Annotated in this window: 25 protein-coding genes; 5 read left to right on the top strand and 20 right to left on the bottom strand. The window is 71.8% G+C overall.

All coding sequences use genetic code 11. The annotated features are described in order from the left end of the window. Positions 1-47 precede the first annotated feature (47 nt). Positions 48-548, top strand: coding sequence for a transcriptional regulator BldD (gene bldD / locus ACZ53K_RS09635; RefSeq protein ID WP_003982726.1), 501 nt, complete (start codon positions 48-50; stop codon positions 546-548). Positions 549-721: 173 nt separating this feature from the next. Here the strand turns inward: bldD and nusB are convergent, their stop codons facing one another. The 14 genes from nusB to ACZ53K_RS09565 form a co-directional block, all read right to left on the bottom strand. Next, a complete protein-coding gene (gene nusB / locus ACZ53K_RS09630) occupies positions 722-1,156 on the bottom strand; it encodes a transcription antitermination factor NusB (protein ID WP_468833449.1) in 435 nt (144 codons plus the stop codon). A 2-nt stretch (positions 1,157-1,158) separates the two neighbouring features. Next, on the bottom strand, positions 1,159-1,725 hold the full coding sequence (gene efp, locus ACZ53K_RS09625) for an elongation factor P (protein ID WP_468833448.1): 567 nt from the start codon (positions 1,723-1,725) through the stop codon (positions 1,159-1,161). A gap of 66 nt (positions 1,726-1,791) precedes the next feature. Continuing rightward, positions 1,792-2,898: a M24 family metallopeptidase gene (locus tag ACZ53K_RS09620; protein WP_468833445.1), complete on the bottom strand. Its 1,107-nt coding sequence runs from the start codon at positions 2,896-2,898 to the stop codon at positions 1,792-1,794. A gap of 122 nt (positions 2,899-3,020) precedes the next feature. Then, the gene (locus ACZ53K_RS09615; protein ID WP_468833443.1) at positions 3,021-3,866 is read right to left on the bottom strand and encodes an AAA family ATPase; all 846 of its coding nucleotides are present in this window, start codon (positions 3,864-3,866) and stop codon (positions 3,021-3,023) included. A 271-nt stretch (positions 3,867-4,137) separates the two neighbouring features. Continuing rightward, positions 4,138-4,575 carry a type II 3-dehydroquinate dehydratase gene (aroQ, locus tag ACZ53K_RS09610; protein WP_468833440.1) on the bottom strand — a complete coding sequence of 146 codons (438 nt, stop codon included), beginning with the start codon at positions 4,573-4,575 and terminating at the stop codon, positions 4,138-4,140. Continuing rightward, positions 4,572-5,663 (bottom strand): 3-dehydroquinate synthase, encoded by a 1,092-nt coding sequence (gene aroB / locus ACZ53K_RS09605; protein WP_468833438.1) that lies wholly within the window; start codon positions 5,661-5,663, stop codon positions 4,572-4,574. The genes aroQ and aroB overlap by 4 nt, the downstream gene beginning before the upstream one ends. Beyond that, on the bottom strand, positions 5,660-6,241 hold the full coding sequence (locus tag ACZ53K_RS09600; RefSeq protein WP_468833435.1) for a shikimate kinase: 582 nt from the start codon (positions 6,239-6,241) through the stop codon (positions 5,660-5,662). Before ACZ53K_RS09600 ends, aroB begins: the two co-directional genes overlap by 4 nt. After that, the gene (aroC, locus tag ACZ53K_RS09595) at positions 6,238-7,422 is read right to left on the bottom strand and encodes a chorismate synthase (protein WP_468833434.1); all 1,185 of its coding nucleotides are present in this window, start codon (positions 7,420-7,422) and stop codon (positions 6,238-6,240) included. Before aroC ends, ACZ53K_RS09600 begins: the two co-directional genes overlap by 4 nt. Positions 7,423-7,539: 117 nt before the next feature. Beyond that, positions 7,540-8,379: a shikimate dehydrogenase gene (locus ACZ53K_RS09590; protein WP_468833433.1), complete on the bottom strand. Its 840-nt coding sequence runs from the start codon at positions 8,377-8,379 to the stop codon at positions 7,540-7,542. Between the two features lie 111 nt (positions 8,380-8,490). Then, positions 8,491-10,332, bottom strand: a complete 1,842-nt coding sequence (gene mltG / locus ACZ53K_RS09585) for an endolytic transglycosylase MltG (RefSeq protein ID WP_468833430.1) — start codon at positions 10,330-10,332, stop codon at positions 8,491-8,493. Positions 10,333-10,457: 125 nt separating this feature from the next. Beyond that, positions 10,458-10,922 (bottom strand): Holliday junction resolvase RuvX, encoded by a 465-nt coding sequence (ruvX, locus tag ACZ53K_RS09580; RefSeq protein WP_468833989.1) that lies wholly within the window; start codon positions 10,920-10,922, stop codon positions 10,458-10,460. 13 nt (positions 10,923-10,935) lie between these two features. Next, positions 10,936-13,605, bottom strand: a complete 2,670-nt coding sequence (alaS, locus tag ACZ53K_RS09575; RefSeq protein ID WP_468833428.1) for an alanine--tRNA ligase — start codon at positions 13,603-13,605, stop codon at positions 10,936-10,938. Continuing rightward, a complete protein-coding gene (locus ACZ53K_RS09570; protein WP_468833427.1) occupies positions 13,605-13,958 on the bottom strand; it encodes a DUF6167 family protein in 354 nt (117 codons plus the stop codon). The genes alaS and ACZ53K_RS09570 overlap by 1 nt, the downstream gene beginning before the upstream one ends. 8 nt (positions 13,959-13,966) lie before the next feature. Further along, positions 13,967-14,401 carry a DUF948 domain-containing protein gene (locus ACZ53K_RS09565; protein ID WP_468833425.1) on the bottom strand — a complete coding sequence of 145 codons (435 nt, stop codon included), beginning with the start codon at positions 14,399-14,401 and terminating at the stop codon, positions 13,967-13,969. A gap of 168 nt (positions 14,402-14,569) precedes the next feature. Here ACZ53K_RS09565 and ACZ53K_RS09560 point away from each other — a divergent pair, with 168 nt between their 5' ends. Beyond that, on the top strand, positions 14,570-16,855 hold the full coding sequence (locus tag ACZ53K_RS09560; protein ID WP_468833422.1) for an ATP-binding protein: 2,286 nt from the start codon (positions 14,570-14,572) through the stop codon (positions 16,853-16,855). A gap of 55 nt (positions 16,856-16,910) precedes the next feature. Here ACZ53K_RS09560 and rpsD read toward each other — a convergent pair whose 3' ends face one another. Beyond that, the gene (gene rpsD / locus ACZ53K_RS09555; RefSeq protein WP_030023487.1) at positions 16,911-17,522 is read right to left on the bottom strand and encodes a 30S ribosomal protein S4; all 612 of its coding nucleotides are present in this window, start codon (positions 17,520-17,522) and stop codon (positions 16,911-16,913) included. A gap of 185 nt (positions 17,523-17,707) precedes the next feature. Here rpsD and ACZ53K_RS09550 point away from each other — a divergent pair, with 185 nt between their 5' ends. Beyond that, positions 17,708-18,466, top strand: a complete 759-nt coding sequence (locus ACZ53K_RS09550; protein ID WP_468833986.1) for a DUF2470 domain-containing protein — start codon at positions 17,708-17,710, stop codon at positions 18,464-18,466. Between the two features lie 63 nt (positions 18,467-18,529). On the opposite strand, the gene ACZ53K_RS09545 is transcribed toward ACZ53K_RS09550, so the two are convergent. The 5 genes from ACZ53K_RS09545 to ACZ53K_RS09525 all read right to left on the bottom strand — a co-directional run bounded on the left by ACZ53K_RS09545 (position 18,530) and on the right by ACZ53K_RS09525 (position 23,679). Continuing rightward, complete coding sequence (locus tag ACZ53K_RS09545) at positions 18,530-19,045, bottom strand: 2,4'-dihydroxyacetophenone dioxygenase family protein (RefSeq protein ID WP_468833420.1); 516 nt, start codon at positions 19,043-19,045, stop codon at positions 18,530-18,532. A gap of 340 nt (positions 19,046-19,385) precedes the next feature. Then, positions 19,386-20,741, bottom strand: a complete 1,356-nt coding sequence (locus ACZ53K_RS09540) for a replication-associated recombination protein A (protein ID WP_468833418.1) — start codon at positions 20,739-20,741, stop codon at positions 19,386-19,388. A 92-nt stretch (positions 20,742-20,833) separates the two neighbouring features. Continuing rightward, complete coding sequence (locus tag ACZ53K_RS09535; protein WP_468833416.1) at positions 20,834-21,478, bottom strand: vitamin K epoxide reductase family protein; 645 nt, start codon at positions 21,476-21,478, stop codon at positions 20,834-20,836. A gap of 207 nt (positions 21,479-21,685) precedes the next feature. Continuing rightward, the gene (gene hisS, locus ACZ53K_RS09530; RefSeq protein ID WP_468833414.1) at positions 21,686-22,948 is read right to left on the bottom strand and encodes a histidine--tRNA ligase; all 1,263 of its coding nucleotides are present in this window, start codon (positions 22,946-22,948) and stop codon (positions 21,686-21,688) included. A gap of 11 nt (positions 22,949-22,959) precedes the next feature. Further along, positions 22,960-23,679, bottom strand: a complete 720-nt coding sequence (locus tag ACZ53K_RS09525; RefSeq protein ID WP_468833413.1) for an MBL fold metallo-hydrolase — start codon at positions 23,677-23,679, stop codon at positions 22,960-22,962. 155 nt (positions 23,680-23,834) lie between these two features. Between ACZ53K_RS09525 and ACZ53K_RS09520 the strand changes: the two genes are divergently transcribed. Beyond that, positions 23,835-24,665 (top strand): peptidylprolyl isomerase, encoded by an 831-nt coding sequence (locus ACZ53K_RS09520; RefSeq protein ID WP_468833411.1) that lies wholly within the window; start codon positions 23,835-23,837, stop codon positions 24,663-24,665. A gap of 252 nt (positions 24,666-24,917) precedes the next feature. After that, the gene (locus tag ACZ53K_RS09515) at positions 24,918-26,150 is read left to right on the top strand and encodes a DUF349 domain-containing protein (protein ID WP_468833408.1); all 1,233 of its coding nucleotides are present in this window, start codon (positions 24,918-24,920) and stop codon (positions 26,148-26,150) included. Positions 26,151-26,278: the final 128 nt, after the last annotated feature.

Here is a 26,278-nt window from a genome sequence, read left to right as displayed (position 1 = left end):
AGCCGCGCGGCCCGCGCCGCACGTCTACACAGCGTCCGGGGAGCTTTATGTCCAGCGAATACGCCAAACAGCTCGGGGCCAAGCTCCGCGCCATCCGCACCCAGCAGGGCCTCTCTCTCCACGGTGTCGAGGAGAAGTCCCAGGGTCGCTGGAAGGCGGTCGTGGTGGGTTCGTACGAGCGCGGCGACCGTGCCGTGACCGTACAGCGCCTGGCCGAGCTGGCCGACTTCTACGGCGTGCCGGTGCAGGAGCTGCTGCCGGGCACGACCCCGGGCGGCGCGGCCGAGCCGCCGCCGAAGCTGGTCCTGGACCTGGAGCGCCTCGCCCACGTCCCCGCCGAGAAGGCCGGCCCGCTGCAGCGCTACGCCGCCACGATCCAGAGCCAGCGCGGCGACTACAACGGCAAGGTCCTCTCGATCCGCCAGGACGACCTGCGCACCCTCGCGGTGATTTACGACCAGTCGCCCTCCGTGCTGACCGAGCAGCTTATCAGCTGGGGTGTGCTGGACGCCGATGCGCGCCGCGCCGTGCAGCACGAGGACATCTGACCCCTCGGGCGTCACCTGCAGAAACGTACCGCCGCTTCCGACTCCGTCGGGGCGGCGGTTTTCTGTGTCCACCCCCGCCGGCCCCCGACCCGCGCCTCCCGCCCTCCCCCGCCCATGCGAAGGGCCCGGAGCATTCCCGTGCTCCGGGCCCGTTCACGGGATCCACCGCCGCCTTACTGCTCCTCGCGCCGCAGGCCGGGCTTCAGTTCCTTCAGGCGGGCCAGCAGGCCGTTGACGAAGGCCGGGGATTCGTCCGTGGAGAACTCCTTGGCCAGCTGTACCGCTTCGTCGATCGCCACGGCGTCCGGGGTCTCGTCCACCCAGATCAGCTCGTACGCGCCGAGCCGCAGGACGTTGCGGTCGACCACCGGCATCCGGTCGAGCGGCCAGTCGACGGAGTAGTCGGAGAGCAGATCATCGATACGCTCGATGTGCTCCGCGTACCCCTCGACCAGCTCCAGGGTGTACTCGTTGACCGGCGGCTGCCGCGGGTCGGTCCGGGCGTGCCGCATCCAGTCCGCGAGCACGGACTGCACATCGGCACCGCGCTGGTCGGCCTCGAAGAGAATCTGGAAGGCGCGCTTACGGGCCTTGTTACGGGCGGCCACGGTTAGCTGTTCACCCGGCCGAGGTACTCGCCGGAGCGGGTGTCGACCTTGATCTTCTCACCGGTCGTGATGAAGAGCGGCACCTGGATCTGGTAGCCCGTCTCCAGCGTGGCGGGCTTGGTGCCACCGGTGGAACGGTCGCCCTGGACGCCCGGCTCGGTCTCCTTGATGACCAGCTCGACGGCGGCCGGCAGCTCGACGTAGAGCACGTTGCCCTCGTTCTGGGCGACGACGGCCTCGAAGCCTTCGAGCAGGTAGTTGGCGGCCTCACCGACGGTCTTGCGGTCGATGTGCAGCTGGTCGTAGGTGTCCATGTCCATGAAGACGAAGTAATCGCCGTCCATGTACGAGAACTGCATCCCGCGCTTGTCGACAGTAGCCGTCTCGACCTTCACACCGGCGTTGAAGGTCTTGTCCACCACCTTGCCGGACAGCACGTTCTTGAGCTTGGTGCGGACGAAGGCCGGGCCCTTGCCGGGCTTGACGTGCTGGAACTCGACGACGGACCAGAGCTGGCCGCCTTCGAGCTTGAGCACCAGGCCGTTCTTGAGGTCGTTCGTGGAAGCCACGGTTGCGGAATCTCCTGGACTGCGGGTGGTGGGACCCCGGGCACCCGCGCGGCGAACCGGTTCGGCTCAGAGCGCGAGCAGCTCCTTGGTCGTGATCGTGAGTAGCTCGGGCCCGCCGTCCGCCTCGGGGCGGACGACGAGTGTGTCGTCGATGCGGACGCCGCCGCGGCCCGGGATGTGAACCCCCGGATCGACGGTGACCGGCACGCAAGCGTCCAGTTTACCCATGGCCGCAGGTGACAGCCGAGGGTCCTCGTCGATTTCGAGTCCCACACCGTGTCCGGTACCCGGCCCCAGCCGCTCGCCGTGGCCCGCGCCGACCAGGACCTGACGCGCCGCGCGGTCCACTTCGCGGCACTCCACCCCCGGCGCCAGCGTCTCCCGTCCGGCCCGCTGGGCTGCGAAAACGAGGTCGTACAGCTCGATCTGCCAGTCCGCCGGCGTGGTGCCGATGACGAACGTACGGCCGATCTCGCAACGGTAACCCCGGTAGTTCGCGCCCAGGTTGACGGACAGGAAGTCACCTTCCTCGACCCGCCGGTCGGTGGGCAGATGTCCGGGCCGTCCCGAATGGGGACCCGAGGCGACCGAGGTGGGGAAGGCGGGGCCGTCCGCGCCGTGGTCCACCAGGCGGCGTTCCAGTTCGAGGGCGAGGTGCCGTTCCGTACGGCCCACCAGAATCGATTCCAGCAGCTCTCCGAGGGCCTGGTCGGTGATCTCGGCGGCGATCCGCAGACAGGAGATCTCCTCGTCGTCCTTGACGACCCGCTGCGCCTCGACGGCGCGGGCGAGGTCGGCGAGCCGCAGCCGGGGGGCCACCTGGGTCAGCGCGCGGTGCCGGGCGACCGTGAGGTGGTGTTCCTCGACGGCGAGCGAGGCGGCCCCGGCCCGCGCGGCCTGGTCCGCTGCGGCCACGACCGGGTCGCCGCCCCGGGCGGGCAGCTCGGAGACCCGCAGCTCCTCCGCGGGCCGTCCCTCGGCGGGGTCGCCGCTCAGCGGCCCCCCGGTCAGCAGGAGGTCGTCGGCGGGACCGAGCAGCAGGGCGGCGCCGGGCGGCGCGCAGCCGGTGAGGTAGCGGACATTGGCGGGACGCGAGATCAGCGCCGCGGCGCTTCCGGCGGCGGCGCAGCGGTCACGCAGCCGCGTACGCCGGGCCGAGTACAGCTCGGACATGCACCGAGCGTACGGGCCCCGGTCCGGCCCGGCCGGTCGGGCGGGTCCGGCCGGGGGACCGCCCGGCGGGGGCCCGCGCCCCGGTCGCCATAGGAGGCCGCGATCTGTCTCGTCTTCCGCCGCTACCAGCTGGGCGGGCTCTGGATGCTGCGGGCGACCACGTCGTCCAGGAGGCGGGCCGTGGTGGGCACGTCGTGCGCGGAGTTGTCGATGATGGGCAGGCCGGAGCCGTACCAGCCCGCCATCCGGCCGTGGATGCGGGCGACCTCCTCGTCGGAGAGACGGCGGTTGCCCGTACGGCGGGCGTTGCGCTCCAGGACGATCTCCAGGCCCGGCAGCAGCACGATCGGCAGCAGCCCGGGGCCCACGTGCCGCTTCCAGCCACCGAGGCCGATGACCGGGCGGTCCGGGAAGACCGCGTCGTCGAGGATGCAGGAGATGCCGTTGGCGAGGAAGTTGCGGGCCGCGAAGCCGCAGGTGCGGCGGGCCAGGCGGTACTGCGCCTCGGAGTGGTCGTTCCAGCCCGTCTGGGGGTCGGCGAAGCCGGAGCGTACCCATTCGCGGACGTCGTCGAGGCTGATGTGCGCCGTGGGCACCCGGCGGCTGTCGGCCCAGTGCCGGGCGACGCTGGTCTTGCCGGCGCCGGCCGGGCCGATGAGCAGTACGGCCACGGCGGCGTGCGCGGCGTCCTGCGCGGAGGTGCCGGCGGGCGGGCTGGGCAGCGCCACGGGGGCGCCGGGCGGGAGCTGGATGTGCCCGGTGGCCTCGGCGGGCGGCGGGGCCGTCGGCGCGCCGTGCGGCGGTGCCGCGGGTGGCGGAGCGGCGGGCCAGCCGGGCGCGGGCGGCGCGGCCTGCCGCTGGTGCGGCGGTATGGGGTGACCGGGGCTGGCGTGCGGAGCCATCGCGGCCCCGTGGCCCGGCACCGGTCCGTGAGGCGGTGGCAGCGGAGTCCCCCCTGCGTGCTGCATCCGGTGGCTCTCCGTCTCGTGCGGTCGAATCTCGTGGCCCGCCCGCGTGTGCTTGCGGAGTGCTCGCGATACGGGCGGGATGTCCGTCCGTACGGTGCTCGCTCGTCCGGTGCGCCGGGCGTCCGGCCCGGGTGGGCCGAGGTGGTTGTCCGGCGAACGGTACCCGCAGAAGGCAGCCGCAGTCGTCCCCCGGTCAGGGGCGGCCGGTGTCCCCCGGCCGCCGGTGCGGCGACGGCCGGGGGATGGCGCGGTGTGGTGCGGAGGGCCGCGCTCAGCCGGTGAGTTCGGCGGCCAGCGCGCGCAGCGCGAGTTCGTAGGAACCGATGCCGAAGCCGGCGATCGTACCGCTGGCCACGGCCGCGATGACCGAGGTGTGGCGGAACTCCTCGCGGGCGTACGGGTTGGAGATGTGCACCTCGACGAGCGGCGCCGTGCGCTGGGCGGCGGCGTCCCGCATCGCGTACGAGTAGTGCGTGAACGCTCCGGGGTTGATGACGACCGGAACCGAACCGTCCGCCGCCTCGTGCAGCCAGCGGACCATCTCGCCCTCGTCGTTGGTCTCCCGGACCTCCGCCTCGAAGCCCAGTTCCTTGCCGAGCGCGGTGCACCGCTCCACCAGTCCGGCGTAGGAGGTGGCGCCGTACACGTCGGGCTCGCGGGAGCCGAGGCGGCCGAGGTTGGGCCCGTTGAGGACCAGGACGCGCCTCACGCGGCGATCTCCGCGTGCGCGGCGAGCAGCATCGCCGGGTCGGGGCCCTCCAGGACGGTGGGCTTGGCCAGGCCGTCCAGGACGATGAAGCGCAGCCGGTCGCCGCGGGTCTTCTTGTCGACCTTCATCGTCTCCAGCAGCTTGGGCCACTGGTCGCCGCGGTAGGTCAGCGGCAGGCCGACCGCGCCCAGCACGGCGCGGTGCCGGTCGGCGGTGGCGTCGTCCAGCCGGCCGGCGATGCGGCCCAGCTCGGCGGCGAAGACCATGCCGACGGAGACCGCGGCGCCGTGCCGCCAGTTGTAGCGCTCGTTCTTCTCGATGGCGTGCGCCAGGGTGTGCCCGTAGTTGAGGACCTCGCGCAGCCCGGACTCCTTGAGGTCGGCGGAGACCACCTCGGCCTTGACCCGGATGGCGCGCTCGATCAGCTCGGCGGTGTGCGGCCCGTCGGGGCGCTTGGCGCCCTCGGGGTCGGACTCGATCAGCTCCAGGATCGCCGGGTCGGCGATGAAGCCCGCCTTGATGACCTCGGCGAGCCCGGAGACGTAGTCGTGCACCGGCAGGGAGTCCAGCGCGGCCAGGTCGCACAGCACACCGGCCGGCGGGTGGAAGGCGCCCACCAGGTTCTTGCCCTCGGCGGTGTTGATGCCGGTCTTGCCGCCGACCGCCGCGTCCACCATGCCCAGCACGGTGGTGGGTACCGCGATCCAGCGCACCCCGCGCAGCCACGTCGCCGCGACGAAACCCGCCACATCGGTGGTGGCGCCGCCGCCGACGCCCACGATCACATCGGTGCGGGTGAAGCCGGTCTGGCCCAGCGCCTTCCAGCAGTACGCGGCGACCTCGGCGGTCTTGGCCTCCTCGGCGTTGGGCAGCTGGACGGCGATGGCCTCATAGCCCTGGCCCGCCAGGTCCTCGCGCAGCGCCTCGCCGGTGGCGGCCAGCGCCTCCGGATGCAGCACGGCGACACGCCGGGCGCTTGGGCCGATCAGGCCCGCCAGCTCGCCCAGCAGCTGCCGGCCGACCAGGACCTCGTACGGGTCGGTGCCCGCGGTACCGCCGACCTGGATACGGGTGGCCTGCTGTGTCACGGGTGTTCCTTCCTCCCGGGCGTGCCGTGGGCCGCGGCGTCCGCCGCCGGTGCCCCGGCCTCCGGTGATATGGGTAGCTGCAATGCGTCCAGGACGGCCGCGGCGACCTCGTCGGGCGTCCGGCCGTCCGTGCTGACCACGGCGCGCGCGACCTCCGTGTACAGCGGGCGGCGCGCCTCCATCAGCTCGCGCCAGCGCTGGCGGGGGTTCACGGCGAGCAGCGGGCGCGGTGCGTCCAGTCCCACCCGCCGTACGGCGTCGGCCAGTTGGACGTCCAGGAAGACGACCGGCAGGCCGGTCAGCAGGGCGCGGGTGCCCTCGTCCATGATCGCGCCGCCGCCCAGCGAGAGCACTCCGGGGTGGCTCTCGACCGCGGCCCGCACGGCGCGCCGCTCCAGCTCGCGGAAGTGCGGCTCGCCCTGGTCGATGAAGATCTCCGGGATGGGCTTGCCCGCGTCCGCCTCGATGTCCGCGTCGGTGTCGCGGTAGCCGGCGCCCAGCCGCTCGGCCAGCAGGGCCCCGACGGTGGACTTCCCCGCGCCCGGGGGGCCCACCAGCACGACCAGCGGCGGCGTCACCTGATCGCCAGGCCGTCGAGGAAGGAGCGCACGTTGCGGCGGGTCTCCGGCACACTGTCGCCGCCGAACTTCTCCGCCACCGCGTCCGCCAGCACCAGCGCGACCATCGCCTCGGCGACGATGCCGGCCGCGGGGACCGCACACACATCCGAGCGCTGGTGGTGCGCCTGCGTCGCCTCACCGGTGGCCACATCGACGGTGGCCAGCGCACGCGGCACGGTCGCGATGGGCTTCATCGCCGCCCGCACCCGCAGCAGCTCCCCGGTGGACAGACCGCCCTCCGTGCCGCCGGAGCGGCCCGTGGTGCGGCGGATGCCCTCGTCTGTCGAAACGATCTCGTCGTGCGCCTTGGAGCCGGGCACCCGGGCCAGGTCGAAGCCGTCGCCGACCTCGACACCCTTGATGGCCTGGATGCCCATCAGGGCACCGGCCAGGCGCGCGTCCAGGCGCCGGTCCCAGTGCACGTGCGAGCCCAGGCCCACGGGCACGCCGTACGCCAGCACCTCGACAACGCCGCCGAGGGTGTCGCCGTCCTTGTGGGCCTGGTCGATCTCGGCGACCATCGCCGCGCTCGCCTCCGCATCCAGGCAGCGCACCGGGTCGGCGTCCAGCCGCTCCACGTCCGAGGGCTTGGGGACCACGCCGTAGGGGGCCTTCGCGGCGGCCAGCTCGACCACGTGCGAGACGATCTCGATGCCGGCCGTCTCCTTCAGGAAGGAACGGGCGACCGTGCCGAGCGCGACCCGGGCGGCGGTCTCACGGGCGGAGGCGCGCTCCAGGATCGGGCGGGCCTCGTCGAAACCGTACTTCTGCATGCCGGCCAGGTCGGCGTGGCCGGGGCGGGGCCGGGTCAGCGGGGCGTTACGGGCCAGCTCGGCCAGCTCCGCCTCGTCGACCGGGTCGGCCGCCATGACCTTCTCCCACTTGGGCCACTCGGTGTTGCCGACCATGACCGCGACGGGCGAGCCCAGGGTGCGGCCGTGCCGGACACCGCCGAGGAAGGTGACCTCGTCCCGCTCGAACTTCATGCGGGCACCGCGGCCATAGCCGAGCCGGCGACGGGCCAGGGCGTCCGCCACCATGTCCGTGGTGATCGGGACGCCGGCCGGAAGGCCCTCCAGCGTCGCCACCAGTGCGGGGCCGTGCGACTCCCCCGCCGTCAGCCAGCGCAACCTGCTCAACGATGCTCCTCATGTCCTGCTACTGCGCGAACAGTCTTCCCCTGATCCTCCCACGTCCGCGCGGGCGGCCCGCTGCCCGTCCAGGAACCGGACCACCGGCCGGACGGGCCGGGCGGGTCACCGCCCGGCGAGCGCCGCCTCGCCCGCCGCGCGCATCGACTCCAGCGGCGCCGGCGAGCGTCCCGTCATCTGCTCCACCTGCAGTACGGCCTGGTGGACGAGGAGGTCCAGGCCGCCCACGACCGCCCCGCCGCGCGCGCCCCACGCGGTGGCCAGGGTGGTCGGCCACGGCTCGTACAGGACGTCGAAGAGGGCGCCGGGCTGTTCGGGCACGTCGGCGGCCAGCGCGTCGGTGGTCCCGGCCGGGGTGGTGGCGATGACGAGCGGCGCCTCGAAGGCCTCGGCCGCCTGCGACCAGTCGGCGGTACGGACGGCCACGCCCAGCCGCTCGCCCCAGCCGCGCATCTCCTCGGCCCGCGCGGCGCTGCGTACGTAGGCGGTCACCTCGCCCACGCAGATGCGGGACAGGGCCGCGAGGGCGGAGGAGGCGGTGGCGCCGGCGCCCAGGATCGCGGCCTGTTCGACCTGCTGCACCCCGCGCTCACGCAGGGCGGCCAGCATGCCCGGGATGTCGGTGTTGTCGCCCACGCGCCGCCCGTCCTCGGTGAAGACGACAGTGTTCACGGCCTCCACGGAGGCGGCGGTGTCGCTGATCCCGTCCAGCAGCGGAATCACCGCGCGCTTGAGCGGCATGGTCAGGGAGAGCCCCGCCCAGCCGCCGTCCAGCCCCGCCATGAAATCGGGCAGAGCGGCCTCGTCGACCTCGTGCCGGCCGTACTCCCAGCCGGTCAGGCCCAGTTCGGCGTAGGCGGCCCGGTGCAGGACCGGGGAGAGGGAATGGGCGATCGGCGACCCGAGGACCGCCGCGCGGTGACGGCCCTGGACTTCACTGGACATGCTGCTCCTCAGCTCGGACCCGCGACACGATAGACGAACCGTGCACGGCGGCCGAGGCGCCCCCGGTACCGGCCGCCGAGGCGGGACCGCGGCGGCGGCCGGTAGCAGGATCTACGACTGGCGCTTGCGTTTGTTGAACTCTGCGACCAGCTTCTCGTGGTCCTTGAGGTTGGTCGTGAAGTCCGTCTTCTTGCCGTCGATCGAGATGAAGAACAGCCACTTGGCGCTGTCGTCCGGGTCGATCGACGCCTTCAGCGCGTCCTCGCCCGGGTTGCCGATCGGGCCGGGCGGCAGGCCCTTGTAGAAGTACGTGTTGTACGGGTCGTCGTAGTTGCGGATCTCGCGCGTACCGATATCGATCTTGCTCTGGTTCTTCAGATAGTTGTACGTCGAGTCGAATTCGAGCTTCTGGTTCGTGACCGTGTTGCTCGGCGCCAGCCGGTTGTAGACGACCGCGGCCATCTTCCGGAAGTCGTCGTGGGTGATGCCCTCGGCCTGGGTGAGGCTGGCGACCGTGATCAGGTCCAGCGGCGACTTGAGGTTGAGCTTCCTGGCGTTCGCCTCCAGGTCGTACTTGGCGTACTCCCGGTTGGCCCGCGCCACCATCTCCTTGAGGACGTCCTCCGGCTTCGCCTTGCCGCTGACGCTGTACGTGGAGGGGTAGAGGAACCCTTCCAGCGGATCCTTGATCTTCGGGTTGCCGTTCGCCCACGAGGGCAGCCCGAGGTTCTTGGCCTGCGCGGTGGCGACGTCCTTGGTGGTGCCGGACTTGAGGCGGAGCTTCTTGTCGATCAGCTCGTAGACGGCGCCGTTGCGCAGTCCCTCGCGGACGGTGAGGCCGTTGCGGCTCTTGGGGTCGAGCATGAGCTTCACCGCGGCCGCCGCCGACATCTGCTTGCGCATCGTGTACGCGCCGGCCTGGAGCTGTTTGTCGCTCGCCGCCTCGGTGAAGGCGTCGGCGCTCTTGACGACGCCCTCGCGCTTGAGGATCAGGCCCATCTCCATGACGGAGGTGCCCGACGGGATCTGGACCTGCACGTCCCCCGCCCCGTCGCCCTCGAAGTCGGGGGCCGGGCCGAAGTGGCTCTTCCAGAAGTCGTAGCCGAAGTAGGCGACACCGCCGCCGCCGACGACGAAGACAGCGGCGACGATCAGGCAGGCCATCCGGCTGCGCTGTTTGCCCTTGCGGCCGCGGCGCTCGCGGCCGGCGCGGCGTTCCTCGCGCGGGTCGGTGTCGGCGTCGTCGTCGCCGTCCCGGTCGTCGCGGTCGTCCTGGAAGAAGGAGTGCGCCGGGTCGCGTACCTGCTCGTCCTGCTCGGACCCGGGCCCGGCCCGGAAGTCGTCGCCGGGCGGTGACGGGTGCGGCGGCTGGCGCAGCTGCTCCGGGCGCACCGCTTCGAACTGAGCGGTCTGCGCGACCTGGTCACCCTGGTCGCCGTGGCCCTGCTGCCCATGCGGCCCTTGCTGCCCGTGCGGGCCGGGCTGCCCGGGAGGTCCGGTCTGGCCGTGGGGCCCGGGCTGTCCGGCCTGCTGCTGCCGGAGGTGCTGCGGCTGCGGCGGCGGGTAGGCGTCCTGCGTCCCGTAATAGTCGGGGCTCTGCCCGCTGTACGGGTCGACCGGCGGGTGCTGTCCGTACGGGTCGTACGGTGCGCCGCCCTGGGAGGCGTCCCATCCGCCGCCGTACTGCTGCTGGGCCGGAGGGTAGGGGCCGGACAGCTCGTCCCACTGCCCGCCCTGCGGCTGCTGCCCGTAGGACGACTGCCGGCCGTCCGGCTGGCGGCCACCGTGCTGCTGGCCTCCGTAGGCGGCCTGCTGCTGCGGGCCGCCGTACTGCTCCCCGTAGGGACCTTGCTGAGGTTGTTGCGGCTGACCCCCGTAACGACCCTGGTCTCCGTAGAGAGGGTCGTCGGGATGCCACGGTTCGGAGCCGTAGCCCCGGCCATACTCAGTCATCGATCCCCTAGAGCCGCGAGGCGGTGCGCTCCTGGGTGGCAGCGCCTGCGGTACCGACCGCCTCTTTCTGCACGTGCGGTTGTTCGATCCGCCGCGACGTCGCGCGGAACGTTACCGTACCGCGATCAGATGACCACTTCGACGCTCTCTCCGGGTGGGTTACCGGACACCCGTTCGGTCTCCAGTGCGCTCTGCAGAATCACCACGGCAGCGGCCTGATCCACCACCGAACGGCCCTTCTTGCTGCGGACCCCGGAGGCCCGCAACCCCTGCGTCGCTGTGACGGTTGTCATGCGCTCATCTACGAGACGTACCGCCACCGGAGCGATCCCGCGCGCCATTTCCTGCGCGAAGGCCCGCACCTTGGCCGCGGCCGGCCCCTCTCCCCCGTTCAGGGAGCGGGGCAGGCCGACGACGACCTCGATGGGCTCGTACTCCTCGACGATCGCCCTGAGCCGCCGGTGCGCGGCCGGGACGTCCCGGCCGGGCACCGTCTCCACGGGGGTCGCGAGGACCCCGTCGGGGTCGCACGAGGCGACCCCGATCCGCGCGTCCCCCACATCGATGGCGAGGCGCCTGCCGCGCCGCATCCCACTCACGCGCTCAGGCCGCCTCGGCCACGAGGCGCTCGACGGCCTCGATGGCCTCGGGCACCGCGGCGGCGTTCTGGCCGCCGCCCTGGGCGACGTCCGGCTTGCCGCCGCCACCGCCACCGAGCGTCTTGGCGGCGGTACGGACCAGGTCACCGGCCTTGATGCCGCGCTCCCGGGCGGCCTCGTTGGTGGCGATGACGGTCAGCGGGCGGCCGTTGGCCACCGTGAACAGGGCGACCACGGCCGGGCGGTCGCCCGGGATGCGGCCGCGCACGTCCAGCACCAGCTTGCGCAGGTCGTCGGCGGAGGTGCCCTCGGCGACCTGGGCGGCGGCCAGCGCGACGCCCCGTACGTCCTTGGCGCCCTGCGCCAGCCCGGCGGCGGCCTGGAGGACCTTCTCGGCGCGGTAGCGCTCGATCTCCTTCTCGGCCTCCCGCAGCTTGGCCAGCATCCCGGAGACCTTCTCGGGCAGCTCCTCGGGACGGCCCTTGACCAGCTCGGTCAGCTGCGAGACGACGGTGTGCTCACGGGCCAGGAAGTGGTACGCGTCCACGCCGACCAGGGCCTCCACGCGGCGCACGCCGGAGCCGATGGAGGACTCGCCGAGCAGCTTGACCAGGCCCAGCTGGGCGGTGTTGGCCACATGGGTGCCGCCGCACAGCTCCTTGGAGAAGTCGCCGATGGTCACCACGCGCACCCGGTCGCCGTACTTCTCGCCGAACTCGGCGATGGCGCCCTGCTTCTTGGCGTCCTCCATGCTCATCACCTCGGCCTGGACGTCCAGCTCGCGGGAGAGCACCTCGTTGATCCGCTGCTCGACGTCGGTCAGGACCGTGCCGGGCACGGCGGCCGGCGAGCCGAAGTCGAAGCGGAAACGGCCCGGGGAGTTCTCCGAACCGGCCTGGGCGGCGGTCGGGCCGAGCGCGTCGCGCAGCGCCTGGTGGGTGAGGTGGGTGGCGCTGTGGGCGCGGGCGATGGCCCGGCGCCGCTTGACGTCGATGACGGCGTACGCGGCCGAGCCGACCACGACCTCGCCGACCTGGACGACGCCCTTGTGGACCACGACGCCGGGGACCGGCCGCTGGACGTCGCGGACCTCGACGACGGCGCCCGACTCCAGCTTGATGCGGCCGGTGTCGGCGAGCTGGCCGCCGCCCTCGGCGTAGAACGGGGTGCGGTCCAGGACGACCTCGACCTCGTCGCCCTCGTGGGCGGCGGGCGCGGCCACACCGTTGGCCAGCAGGCCCACGACGGTGGACTCGCCCTCGGTGGTCTCGTAGCCGGTGAAGGCCGTGGCGCCGGCCCGGTCGGCGACCTCGCGGTAGGCGGACAGGTCGGCGTGGCCGTGCTTCTTGGCCTGGGCGTCGGCCTTGGCGCGCTCCCGCTGCTCCTTCATCAGGCGGCGGAAGCCGTTCTCGTCCACCGAAAGGCCCTGTTCGGCGGCCATTTCGAGGGTGAGGTCGATCGGGAAGCCCCAGGTGTCGTGGAGCAGGAACGCCTTGTCGCCGGCGAGGACCGTGCCGCCGGCGGCCTTGGTCTCGGTGACGGCGGTGTCCAGGATGTTGGTGCCGGCCTTGAGCGTCTTGAGGAAGGCGGCCTCCTCGGCGAGGGCGACCGTCTCGATGCGCTTGCGGTCCTCCAGCAGCTCCGGGTACTGCTGTCCCATCGTCTTGATGACGACGTCCAGCAGGTCGTGGACGACCGGTCCGGTGGCGCCGAGCAGCCGCATGTTGCGGATGGCGCGGCGCATGATGCGGCGCAGTACGTAGCCGCGGCCCTCGTTGCCGGGGGTGACGCCATCGCCGATGAGCATGGTGGAGGTGCGCATGTGGTCGGCGACCACGCGCAGCGACACGTCGCTGTCCTCGCCGGCGCCGTAGCGCACGCCGGTCAGCTCGCCGGCCTTGTCGATGACGACACGCAGGGTGTCGGTCTCGTACATGTTGTGGACGCCCTGGAGAATCATCGCCAGGCGTTCCAGGCCGAGGCCGGTGTCGATGTTCTGGCTCGGCAGGTCGCCGAGGATCTCGAAGTCCTCCTTCGAGGTGCCGGCGCCGCGCTCGTACTGCATGAAGACCAGGTTCCAGATCTCCACGTACCGCTCGTCGTTGACGGCCGGGCCGCCCTCGACGCCGAACTCCGGACCGCGGTCGTAGTTGATCTCGGAGCACGGGCCGCACGGGCCCGGCACGCCCATGGACCAGTAGTTCTCCGACTTGCCCAGACGCTGGATGCGCTCCTTGGGCACGCCGACGACCTCGTGCCAGATGCGCTCGGCCTCGTCGTCGTCCAGGTAGACCGTGACCCAGAGCTTCTCCGGGTCCAGGCCGTAGCCACCGTCCGCCTGGGAGCTGGTCAGCAGCTCCCAGGAGTACTTGATGGCACCTTCCTTGAAGTAGTCGCCGAAGGAGAAGTTGCCGCACATCTGGAAGAAGGTGCCGTGCCGGGTGGTCTTGCCGACCTCTTCGATGTCCGGCGTGCGCACGCACTTCTGGACGCTGGTGGCACGGTCGAAGGGCGGCTTGACCTCGCCGAGGAAGTACGGCTTGAAGGGCACCATGCCCGCGGGGACCAGCAGCAGCGTCGGGTCGTCCGCGATGAGCGACGCCGACGGCACGACGGTGTGCCCGCGCTCCTCGAAGAAGCGCAGCCAGCGGCGGCGGATTTCAGCCGACTCCATCAGTGGTCCTCATTTCCGGTCGGTCCGGTCGGGCCGGGTGTTCTCGTTCGGTGCTGCGTGATCTGGTACTGCGTCGTTTCGAGTGCGGCGCGGGAGCGCGCCGGCGGCAGCTCGCGGGCGTCGCCCTGGTCCGTCAGGCCCAGTGCTTCGTGCAGCTGTCCTTCACGGTCCGCCATTCCCGTCCGGACGTCCAATGCGAATTGGCGGAGCCGGTGTCCGGTCTCGACGGCCTTGCCGGCGGCCTGCGCCGCGAGGCTGTCGGGCTGCAGCTTGCGCAGCTTGCGGTTGACCTTGGTGGTGGCCCAGACCCCGGCGGCGGCGCCGGTGGTGAACCAGAATGCGCGGCGGAACATCGCGGCGATCAGTCCTTGGAGCGACGGTTGCGGCGCCCGCCGCGGCGGGCGGCGGGCAGGGTACGGCCGACGACGGTGCGCTTCGGCTCGGGCGGTGCGCCCTTCCTGCCGATCGCGCGGCGCACGCCGTAGCCGAACGCCGCGACCTTGACCAGCGGTCCGCCGAAGGCGGAGGAGACGGTCGAGGAGAGCGCGGAGGCGTTGGCGGTGACCTCCTGGACGTCGGAGGCGATCGCGTCGACGCGGGCGAGCTGGGTGTGCGCGGAGCGGACGGTCGCGGACGCATCGGCCAGGAGCGGTACGGCCTGCTCGGACACCTCGGCGACCATCTTGGTCGTCACCTTGAGCGTCTGTGCGAGCCTCACCAGCACGAGGGCGAGGAAGGACACGAGGATCGCCCAGAAGACGGCCACGAGGATCCCGGCCACCTCTCCACCGGACACGTTGGCACCACTCTCCGACTGATTTGGTCTGGTCCCGTCCTGCTCGAACGGCAGAGCCCGAGCCTATCGCGCCGCGGCCGCCCGCCCGTACCGCGTTCCCCGTGCGGCGCGGGGCCCGTCGACGGGCGATTGTACGGTGCGCACACCTCCGAGTACGCTCCGTGTTCCATGCGACGCTCGATGCGCCCCGGTCCCGCTTCCCGCCCCTTCGCCGCGCGCCGCCCGGTGCCCGGGAACCTGCCCGCGGAGCTGACCCGCTTCGTCGGCCGGGACGGCGAACTCGCCGCGCTGGCCGGTCATCTGGGGTCCGCCCGGCTGGTGACGCTCACCGGTGTCGGCGGGGTCGGGAAGACCCGGCTCGCCCTCCAGGCCGCCACGACCTTGCAGGATCGCTTCTGCGACGGGGTGTGGCTGGTCGAGCTGGCCGCCCTGCGCCACGGCCACCTGCTGGACCACGCCGTCGCCGAAGCACTGGGACTCGCCGGCCAGACGGGCCGGCCGCCGCGCGCCGCGCTGCGCGACCATCTCGCCGGGTGCGAGTTGCTGCTCGTCCTGGACGGGTACGAGCACCTGGTCGACGACTGCGCCGCGCTCGCCGCCGACCTGCTGCGGCGGGCGCCCGGGCTGCGCGTCCTGGCAGCGGGCCGGCGGCCGCTCGGACTGCCCGGCGAGCAGAACCTGCCGCTGCCGCCGATGAACGTCCCGGACGCGGCCGCCCTCTTCCACGACCGCGCCGCGGCCGTCGTCCCCGGCTTCCGCACCGACGCGGACGGCGAGGCCGCCGTGGCCGAGTTGTGCCGCCGGCTGGACGGCATCCCGCTCGCCCTGGAACTGGCGGCCGGGCGGCTGCGGGTCCTGTCGCTGGAGCAGGTGCTGCACCGGATCGACGACCGCTTCCGGCTGCTGACCGGCGGCACCCGCACCTCTCCCCCGGCCTTTCCGGACCAGCCCGGCCAAGGGGCTCCCCCGTCACGCCACCAGACGCTCCGGACGACGATCGGCTGGAGTCACGAACTGTGCACGCCCGCCGAGCGGCTGCTGTGGGCGCGGCTCTCGGTCTTCGCCGGGCAGTTCGACCTGGACGCCGCGGAGTACATCTGCTCCGGCCCCGACCTGTCGGCGGACGAACTGCTCGACGTCCTCGGGGAACTGGTGGCCCAGTCCGTGGCCGTACGGGAGGAGACCCCGGCGGGCCTGCGCTACCGGATGCTGGACACCGTCCGGGAGTACGGGGCGGGCTGGCTGGAAGCGCTGGGCGACGTCGAGCGGCTGCGCCGCAGGCACCGCGACTGGTACGTGGGCCTGGCCACCTGGTGCGAGCTGGACTGGTTCAGCCCGCGTCAGGCCGAGGTCGCCGCCCGTATCGAGTGCGAGCTGCCCAATCTGCGGATCGCCCTGGAGTACAGCCTCGACAGTCCGGGCGACGCGCACCTGGGGCAGTACCTGGCGGGCACGCTGTGGTTCTACTGGGTCGGCTGCGGCCGGCTCTCGGAGGGGCGGCACTGGCTCGGCCGTTCCCTGGAGCTGGACGGCGAACACGACGACGCCCGGCTGAAGGCGCTGTGGGTGGCCGGGTACGTGGCGGTACTCCAGGGCGACACGGTCGGCGCGATGAGCGCGCTCCAGGAGTGCGGCGAAGAGGCGGAGCGCGCGGGCAACGCCACCGCGGCCGCATACGCCGTGCACCGCACCGGCTGCCTGGCGCTGGTCCGGGACGACATGCCGCGCGCCGAGCGGCTGCTGCGCGACGCGCTCGGCCGCTACCGCGAGATCGGCGAACTCAACAGCAACGTACTGATGGGCCAGGTCGAGCTGGCGATGGCGGTGGCCTTCCAAGGCGACCTCGCGCAGGCGGTAGGGCTGTGCGAGGACGTACGGCAGGTCTGCGACGACCACGGAGAGCGGTGGACTCTGGCGTACGCGCTGTTCGTGCTGGCCTACGCGGCCTGGAGCCGCGGCGAAGCGGCGCGGGCGCGCGCGCTGCTGGAGGAGTGCCTCGCCATCGACCACGCCTTCCACGATCTGCTGGGTGCGGTGCTGGCCATCGAACTGCTGGCGCTGGTGACGCTCGGCGAGGGGGACGCGGCGGAGGCGGCGCTGCTCCAGGGGGCCGCCGGGCGGATCTGGCCTTCGGTGGGGCTGCCGCTGTTCGGCTCCCGCTACTACAACCAGCCGCACCGGCTGTGCGAGGAGCAGGCGCGGAAGCTGCTCGGGGCGGAGCGCTACGAGCGCTGTGTGGGAGCCGGCACCCGGCTGGACCTGGACGCGACGGTCGCCCGCATCCTCGACAGCGACAGCGATGGCGGCAGCATCAGCGACGAGGTGGGCGGGGACGGCGACGCCCGGCCGGACGGGACCGTACCGGGCCCGCGTGCCACCGCGCCGGAACCCTGTCCGGAAACGGACGAACCCGCCGCCTCCCGCACCACGAGGGGCGGGGAGACGACGGGTTGAGCACGCGTCCGGCTGCGCGCGCGGGGCGCGCGGCCGTGCGGTGATTACGCCTGGATCAGCGGGCGTAGTACTCGACGACGAGCTGCTCGTCGCAGATCACCGGGATCTCCTTGCGCTGCGGGTCACGGTCCAGGCGGAACGCCAGGGCCTTCAGGTTGACCTGCAGGTAGCGGGGGGTCTCGCCGTCGGGGGCGTAGCCACCCTCGCGCGCGACCTGGAAGGGGTGCTTCTCGCGGCTGCGCTCGCGGACCATCACGACGTCGTCGGGACGGACGCGGAAGGACGGCTTGTCGACCTTGCGGTCGTTCACCGAGATGTGGCCGTGAACGACCATCTGGCGGGCCTGGTAGATCGTCCGGGCGATGCCCGAACGCAGGACGAGCGCGTCCAGACGGCGCTCAAGCTCGATGATCAGGGCTTCGCCCGTCTTGCCTTCGACCTTCCGAGCGCGGTCGTAGGCACGCGCCATCTGGCGCTCGCTGATGTCGTACTGCGCACGCAGACGCTGCTTCTCGAGCAGACGGACCTTGTAGTCACTGTTCTGCTTGCGGCCACGGCCGTGCTCGCCGGGCGGGTAGGGACGGGCCTCGAAGTACTTGACGGCCTTCGGCGTCAGGGCGATGCCGAGAGCGCGCGACTTCTTGACCTTGGGACGCGACTGGTTCACGTGGAACGGACCTCCGTGTAGGTTAGGTTAGGCTTACCTTACTTCGAGGAGAACGCATGTTTCGACCTGGGATCCCCCTGCCCGGTGCTGGTCAGAGCACCAGGACGGGTCAGCCGCGTCCCGTGGAAGACGCCCAGCAGCCAGCCGCCGCCGAGCGCGTACGCACCCTCGTCGAGTCCAATGGTATGGCCTCGCTGAGCATCCCCGGAATCGAGGACCCCGACGACGCCGGACTCAGCGCACCAGTATGCCGTACGGTCACCCCTGCCGGCGACGTACTGCTACTGGTCCCCGGGGACTCCGCGGCCGCCAGGGCCGCCGCACACGCCCAGGACGACGACCTGACCGCCGTGATGGAGATCACCGATGTGGCACCCGTCTCGGTGCCCCATCGCATCCGCGGCCGGGCCTGGGTCGCGGGCTGGCTCACCCCCGTACGCAACGAGGAGCGCGCCCGCGCGGCCATGCTGCTCGCCGAGCGGCACCCGGTCGGCGAACTGCTCGGCATCGGCGAGGCCCTGCAGCCGGACCCGCCGCCGGGCATGTTCGGCCGGCCCGCGTGGATGATGCTGCGCATGGAGGTCGGCGAGGCCGCCGTGGACGACCTGTGGGGCGCGCAGGCCATCGAACCGGAAGAGTTCGCCAGGGCCGAACCCGACCCGCTGGCGGCCCACGAGGCGGAGCTGCTCCAGCATCTCCACTCGGCCCACAGTGACCAGGTCCGCGGCCTGTGCACGCTGCTCGGCGACCGCTCGCAGCGCGCGTGCGACTTCCGCGACCGCGCCGTACCGGTGGCCCTGGACCGCTTCGGCCTGCGGGTGCGGTTCACCGACGCCGCACACCGCTCCTTCGACGCCCGCTTCGACTTCCCCGAACCGGTCCGCGACGTCTCCGAACTCCGCCGCGCCATGCACACCCTCTTCGACGCGGCCGCGTCGGGATGAGACCGAGAGCCGCCTCTCGCCGGACGGGCGACCAGCCGGCCCGTCCGGCGACCGGGCGGTGGATCACAGATAGAGCGCCCGGTTGACGGGGATGCCCTGCTCCTCGCAGCCGCGCTCGTAATGGTCGATGAACCAGAAGACGTCGATCACCTCGGTCACCCGGTCCTGCTCGTCGAGGAACTCCACCGGCCCGTTCAGCCAGAAGACGGTCTTCATGCCCGCGTCGGAGACCAGGGTGTGGGTACGGCCCGGGCTCTCCCGGACGAAGTCGCCCGGCCGGCCGACCCAGTCGTACTCCAGGTACCGCCAGCTGCCGTCGAGCACATAGCCCGAGACCGGGCCGCGATGCCGGTGGCGGCCCAGCGCTCCGCCGGCCTGCACCCACAGGACGTTCGCGGCCGAGCTGCCGCGGACGTCGAACGTCAGATGCTTGATCATCACCTGCGGGACGAAGGGAAGCCAGGGCGAGTCCGCCTCCGCGATATGCCCTTCGGGCAGCGCGTACCGGTCCCGTCGCCGGTCGATCCGCGCTTCGATCGCGGCCAGGCTGTCCGCATCCGGATTCGAGCTGATCGTCATGGCGGGATCCTTCCTGCCGGAGCTGGGGCGAACACGCAGGCACCGCCATGCTCGGCGCTCCCCGGCCCGGCGCGACAGTCACCTTCCGGACGGCGGCCGGGTCAGCAAAAAATCAGCCCGTCCCACGGTTGAGGACGGCCGAAGGACACAAGGGCCCGCGCCTGACGACCGGCCTCAGCAAAATCCAGCCCGTCCGGCGGTTGAGGACGACCGTGGGACACAAGGGCCCGCACCTGGCCACCCGCCTCGCAAAATCCAGCCCGTCCGGCGATTGAGGACGGCCCTCAGCCACGAGTGACCCGCACCCGGCGCGCGACCGCCCCCGTCCACGCACTCGCGTCTACGGTTCCTCGCCGCGCAAGCGGCCCCGCACGCGCTCCGTCACATCCGCATACCGCGCCTCGGCGCCATACCGCGTCGGCTCGTAATACCGCTTCCCGTGCACCTCGTCCGGCGCGTACTGCTGTGCCGCGATCCCGCCGGGCAGGTCGTGGGGGTACTGGTAGCCCTTGCCGTGGCCCAGCTTCTCGGCGCCCTTGTAGTGGCTGTCGCGCAGATGCGACGGCACGGGGCCCGCCAGACCGGCCCGTACGTCCGCGAGGGCCGCGTCGATGGCCAGATAGGCCGCGTTGGACTTCGGGGCCAGCGCCAGCGCGATCGTGGCCTGGCTGAGCGTGATCCGGGCCTCCGGGAAGCCGATCAGCGCGACGGCCTGGGCCGCGGCCACCGCGGTCTGCAGGGCGGACGGGTCGGCGAGCCCGATGTCCTCACTCGCCGAGATCATCAGCCGCCGGGCGATGAACCGGGGGTCCTCGCCCGCCTCGATCATCCGCGCGAGGTAGTGCAGCGCCGCGTCCACGTCGGAGCCCCGGATGGATTTGATCAGGGCGCTGGCTACGTCGTAGTGCTGGTCGCCGGCCCGGTCGTACTTCACCGCGGCCCGGTCGACGGACTCCTCCAGTGTCTGGAGGGTGATCTGCTTCTCGCCCTTGGAGATGGCCGACCCGGCCCCCGCCTCCAGGGCCGTGAGCGCGCGGCGCGCGTCCCCGCCCGCGATGCGCAGCAGGTGCGCTTCGGTGTCTTCGGGCAGCGTGACCGCGCCCGCCAGTCCCCGCGCGTCCGTCAGCGCGCGCTTGAGCAGGCCGCGCAGGTCGTCGTCGGTGAGCGGTTCGAGGGTCAGCAGGAGGGAGCGGGAGAGCAGCGGGGAGATCACCGAGAAGTACGGGTTCTCGGTCGTCGCGGCGATCAGCGTGACCCAGCGGTTCTCGACGGCGGGCAGCAGGGAGTCCTGCTGGGCCTTGCTGAAGCGGTGGATCTCGTCGAGGAAGAGGACGGTCTCCTTGCCGTAGCCACCGGAGGCGCGGCGTGCGCCGTCGATGACGGCCCGCACCTCCTTGACCCCGGCCGTGATCGCGGAGAGTTCCACGAAGCGCTTGTTGGTGGCCTGGCTGACCACGTACGCGAGGGTGGTCTTGCCGATGCCGGGCGGCCCCCACAGGAAGACGGAGGACGGGCCGGCGGGTCCGCCGTCGCCCTCGCCGACCAGGCGCCGCAGCGGCGAGCCGGGCTTGAGCAGATGCTGCTGGCCGACCACCTCGTCGAGGGTGCGCGGACGCATCCGTACGGCGAGGGGCGACCCCGTGGGGTCTTTCTCCTGGCGGTCTTCGGCAGCGGCGGTGAACAGGTCGGGCTCCACGCTCCAGAGCCTAATTCACCGCACTGACAACGCCGCCGGGGAGCCGGTCCCCCGGCCGCCCGACGGCGTGGTGGAAGGACTCGCGGACCGGTTCAGATCAGCGTGCTCCAGTACGACCACCACTTGGTGAGGATCAGCAGCGCGATCACGCCGTACCAGAGGACCGGCACGACCCAGTGGAACTCCAGCACGGCCTTCCGCAGGCCGGCCGGCGCGGGGATGATCCGGTGCTTGAGGTTGTGCACGGTGGTGTACCAGAACATCAGGATGGTGACGCACCAGGTCAGCGTGCACCACAGGCACAGCGAGTTGATGACGTACAGCGACTGCGACATCAGCCACATGCAGAAGACGGCGCCCGCGAGCGTGCCGATGTTCAGGCCGATCCAGTACCAGGCGCGGTAGCGGGCGCCCGCGAGCAGTCCGACGCCGATCGCGATGACCACGCCGAACGCGATCAGGCCGGCGACCGGGTTGGGGAAGCCGAAGACCTCGGCCTGCTCGCTCTGCATCACGTTGCCGCAGGAGATGATCGGGTTCAGGCTGCAGGCCGGCTTGAAGTTGGGGTCCTTCAGCAGCTCGATCTTGTCCATGGTGATCACCCAGGACGCGAGGAGGCCCAGGGCGCTGGTGATCACCAGCAGCCAGGCCAGCCCCCGTCCCGAGCCGGTCGGGCCGCCGCGGCGGCCCGGGTGATCGTCGCCGGTGGACACGTCGTCAAGCGCTGTCGTCGTCATATCGCCGTTCCGTCGGTGCCTTGGGGAGTGAGCGGACGGCGCGTTCCAACTGGCGCGCGCCGGGCCCTCATTCTGCCCCAACCGGACACGTGACCACCGTTCGATGCGCATAAAGACCCCCTTCCGAGCCACCCGCGCACAGCGCGGTGGACGGCCGGAAGGGGGCCTCTACACGACGGCGGGCGCCTCGTACAGAGGCAGCCGGGGTCAGCCGAGCCTGCGGCGGACCTCTTCGACCACCGAGTCCAGCGCGACCGGGGTCTGCTCGCCGCTCTCCAGGTCCTTGAGCTGCACGACGCCTTCGGCCAGATCCCGCTCACCCGCGACGACCGCGAGGCGGGCGCCCGAGCGGTTCGCCGACTTCATGGCGTTCTTCAGGCCCTTGCCGCCGTACGCGAAGTCGGTCGCGACGCCGGCCCGGCGCAGCTCGGTGACGGTGGCGAACAGGGCCCGCCGGGCCTCCTCGCCGAGCGGCACGGCGAACACGGCCGTGCTCGCGGGCAGCTCCAGCTCGACGCCTTCGGCCTCCAGTGCCAGGACCGTGCGGTCCACGCCGAGCGCCCAGCCCACCGAGGGCAGCGCGGGGCCGCCGATCATCTCGGACAGGCCGTCGTAGCGCCCGCCGCCGCCGACCGCGGACTGCGAGCCCAAGCCGTCGTGAACGAACTCGAAGGTCGTACGGGTGTAGTAGTCCAGCCCGCGCACCAGCTTCGGGTCGTCCTCGTACTCGACGCCCGCCGCGGTCAGCAGCTCGCGTACCTGCTCGTGGTACGCCTTGCACGCCTCGCACAGGTGGTCGCGCAGCAGCGGCGCGCCCACCAGCTGCTTCTGCACGTCGGGACGCTTGTCGTCGAGCACCCGCAGCGGGTTGATCCCGGCGCGGCGGCGGGTGTCCTCGTCCAGGTCGAGCCCGTACAGGAACTCCTGGAGGGCCGCCCGGTAGACGGGACGGCACTCCTTGTCGCCGAGCGAGTTGAGCAGGATGCGGAAGTTCTTCAGGCCCAGCGACCGGTAGGCGTCGTTGGCCAGGATGATCAGCTCGGCGTCCAGCGCCGGGTCCTCGGCACCGATGGCCTCGGCACCGACCTGGGAGAAGTGGCGGTAGCGGCCCTTCTGCGGGCGCTCGTAGCGGTAGTACGAGCCGGAGTACCAGAGCTTGACGGGGAGGTTGCCCGCCTTGTGGAGGTTGGCCTCCAGGGCGGCACGCAGCACGGAGGCGGTGCCCTCGGGGCGCAGCGCGAGCTGGTCGCCGCCCTTCGTCTCGAAGGCGTACATCTCCTTGGTCACGATGTCGGTGGACTCACCGACACCACGCGCGAACAGCTCGACGTTCTCGAAGCCGGGCGTCTCGACATAGCCGTACCCCGACCGCTTGAGCGGCCCGGAGATGGCCTCGCGCACCGCCAGGAAGGTCGCGGACTGCGGCGGAATCAGGTCGTAGGTGCCCTTGGGGGCCTTGAAGGTGCTCACGGAAGTTCTCGTCACATTCCTCGTCGCGGAGCCGGGCGCTCGGGTGCGCCGTCTCCGAGGCCGGCGGCCACTTCCCGCAGGAACGGGTTGGTGGCGCGCTCGCGGCCGATGGTGGTCTGGGGGCCGTGGCCGGACAGTACGACGGTCTCGTCCTGGAGGGGCAGGCACACCCGCTCCAGTGACCGCAGTATCTCGGCGTGGTCGCCGCCCGGCAGGTCGGTGCGTCCGATGGAGCCGGCGAACAGCAGGTCGCCCGAGAAGAAGACCGGCGGGATGTCGGTCTGCTCGGGCATCCGGAAGGTCACCGACCCCTTGGTATGGCCCGGGGCGTGCGCGACGGAGAACTCCATCCCGGCCAGTTCCAGCCGCGCGCCGTCGCCCAGCTCCCTGACGTCGTCCGGCTCCCCCACGGTCAGCTCGCCCATGAGCTGCTGACCGATGGAGCGGCCGAGGGCCTTCTCCGGGTCGCTCATCATGTAGCGGTCCTCGGGGTGGATCCAGGCGGGCACGTCGTGCGCGCCGCACACCGGGACGACCGAGGCGACATGGTCGATATGGCCGTGGGTGAGGACGACGGCGACGGGCTTGAGCCGATGCTTCTTCAGTGCTTCCTCGACGCCCGGTGCGGCCTGGTGGCCCGGGTCGATGATCACGCACTCCTCACCAGCGGCCGGGGCGACCAGGTAACAGTTGGTCCCCCAGGCCCCGGCGGGGAACCCGGCAATGAGCACGTTCGTCCTCGGCATTCGACGGCGGCGGACGGATCACCGGCGGTGATCCGGAAGATTTCGGCTGCTGAAGAGCCTACCGGCGGGACTCCCGCCCGGGCGAACCCGTATACGGTACGGCCCACGGAAGACCTCAGCACACCCCAAGGAGACGACCGGTGGTCAGCAGCGATCAGCGGCGGCGGCAGCTCGCCCGCGAGAAGTTCGAGCGCCAGCAGCAGCGGCGTGCCGCGGCCCGGCGCAAGCACAAGCGCCGCAACGTGATCGTCGCGGCGGCCGTGGCGGTCGCCCTGGCCGCGGGCGCGGCCGCGTACGCCTCGGTCGGGCTGGCGAGCGGCGGCGACGGCGGCACGACGGACTCGGCGGCGCCGTCCCCGAGCAAGGCCGCCGACCCGTGCGGCAAGCCGGCACCGGGCGCGCCGTCCAAGGACCGCTGGGAGAAGGAACCGGCGATGTCCGTGGACACCTCGGCGTCGTACGCCATGAAGCTCCAGACGACCTGCGGCGACATCGGCCTCAAGCTGGATGCCGCGAAGGCGCCGCACACCGTCAACTCCTTCAGTTTCCTGGCGGGTAAGAAGTTCCTCGACCACAGCAAGTGTCACCGGCTGGTCGACCAGGGCATCTACGTCCTCCAGTGCGGCGACCCGACCGGCACCGGCTCGGGCACCCCCGGCTACACCATCCCGGACGAGAACCTGAAGGACCCGAAGCTCAAGGGCGACATCTACCCGGCGGGCACGGTCGCGATGGCCAACCGCTACGACGGCAAGAGCGACAAGACCCGTGACAGCGGCGGCAGCCAGTTCTTCCTCGTCTACCAGGACAGCAAGCTGCCGCCGAACTACACGCCCTTCGGAACGATCACCGAGGGCATGGACGTTCTGAAGAAGATCGCGGCGGCGGGGTCGACGCCCGACCCGGCGACCGGCAACACCGCCCCCAACGCGACGGTGGTGATCAACCGGGCGACGGTCACGAAATCCTGACCCGGGTGCGCCCCCGGCACGCCGGAGGCGCCTCCGTGGCGGGCGAACCGCGAAATTTCGGTCGCGCTGGATGCGGACAGCCGGCCCGCCGGTCGCCTAGATTGGCGTTGTGTAGGGTGCCTGCTCCGACGGCTGCCACCCGCACCCGCAAGACACCCGTCGGACCGGCCGGGGCGCTGCCCCGCCGGACAGAAACTGTGGACGATGCCGGGGGGCGACGCGCTCTCGTCGGCATCATGTGGAGGAGGCGCTGTGAGCAGCGACCCATGGGGCCGCGTCGACGAGACGGGGACCGTGTACGTGCGTACCGCCGACGGCGAGCAGGTCGTCGGATCGTGGCAGGCGGGAACTCCCGAAGAGGCCCTCGCCTACTTCGAGCGCAAGTATGAGGGCCTGGTCGTCGAGATCGGCCTCCTCGAACGGCGGGTCAGGACCACCGACCTGTCGGCCAAGGACGCGACGGCCGCGATCGACCATCTGCGGCAGCAGGTGGACGAGCATCACGCGGTGGGCGACCTGGAAGCGCTGCGCAAGCGGCTGGACCAGCTCGTCACCGACGTGGAGGCGCGCCGCGAGGAGCGCAAGGCACAGAAGGCGCGGCAGAGCGACGAGGCCCGGCAGGCCAAGGAGAAGCTGGTCGCCGAGGCCGAGGAACTGGCGGCCAGCGAGCAGTGGCGGTCGGCCGGTGAGCGGCTGCGTGCCCTGGTGGACACCTGGAAGGGGCTGCCGCGGCTGGACCGCAAGGCGGACGACGAGCTGTGGCACCGCTTCTCGCACGCCCGCTCGGCGTTCTCCAAGCGGCGCAAGGCGCACTTCGCGTCGCTGGACGCCCAGCGCGAGGAGGCCCGCAAGGTCAAGGAGCGGCTGGTCTCCGAGGCCGAGTCGCTGTCCGGCTCGACGGACTGGGGGCCCACCGCGGCCCGTTACCGCGAGCTGATGGCGGACTGGAAGGCCGCGGGCCGCGCTCAGCGTGAGCACGAGGACGATCTGTGGAACCGCTTCCGCGGCGCCCAGGACATCTTCTTCCAGGCGCGCAGCGAGGTGTTCGCGGAGCGCGACGCCGAGCAGCGGGAGAACCTGACGCGCAAGGAGGAGCTGGTCGTCGAGGCCGAGAAGCTGCTTCCGGTCTCGGACCTGAAGGCGGCGCGGGCCGCGTTCCGTTCGATCAACGAGCGGTGGGAGGCCATCGGGCACGTGCCGCGGGACGCCCGCCCGAAGATCGAGGGCCGGATGCACGCGGTCGAGCGCGCCCTCCAGGAGTCCGAGGAAACCGAGTGGCGCCGTACGAACCCGGAGGCGCGGGCGCGCGCGGCGGGTCTGACCGGGCAGCTCCAGGACGCCGTCGACAAGCTGCAGAAGCAGATCGACGCGGCGCGCGCGGCGGGCAACGACGCCAAGGCGGACAAGCTCGGGCGTGAGCTGGAGGGCCGGCAGGCGCTGCTGGACCAGGCTCTGAAGGGGCTAGAGGAGTTCGGCGGCAAGTAAGGCCGCAGGAGGAGGGCCCCGGTACGGAGATCCGACGCTGTTGGTTTATTCGGGGCCTCGCGTGACGTCGGCCTTCGAGACCTGGTTGTGGTCTTGACGGCCGACGTTGTCGTGTGGGGTGGGTGCGG

It is taken from the genome of Streptomyces sp. NPDC033221 (assembly GCF_055577005.1).
The sequence above is the reverse complement of the archived record's forward strand: the minus strand, read 5'-3'. Positions and strand labels throughout refer to the sequence as shown.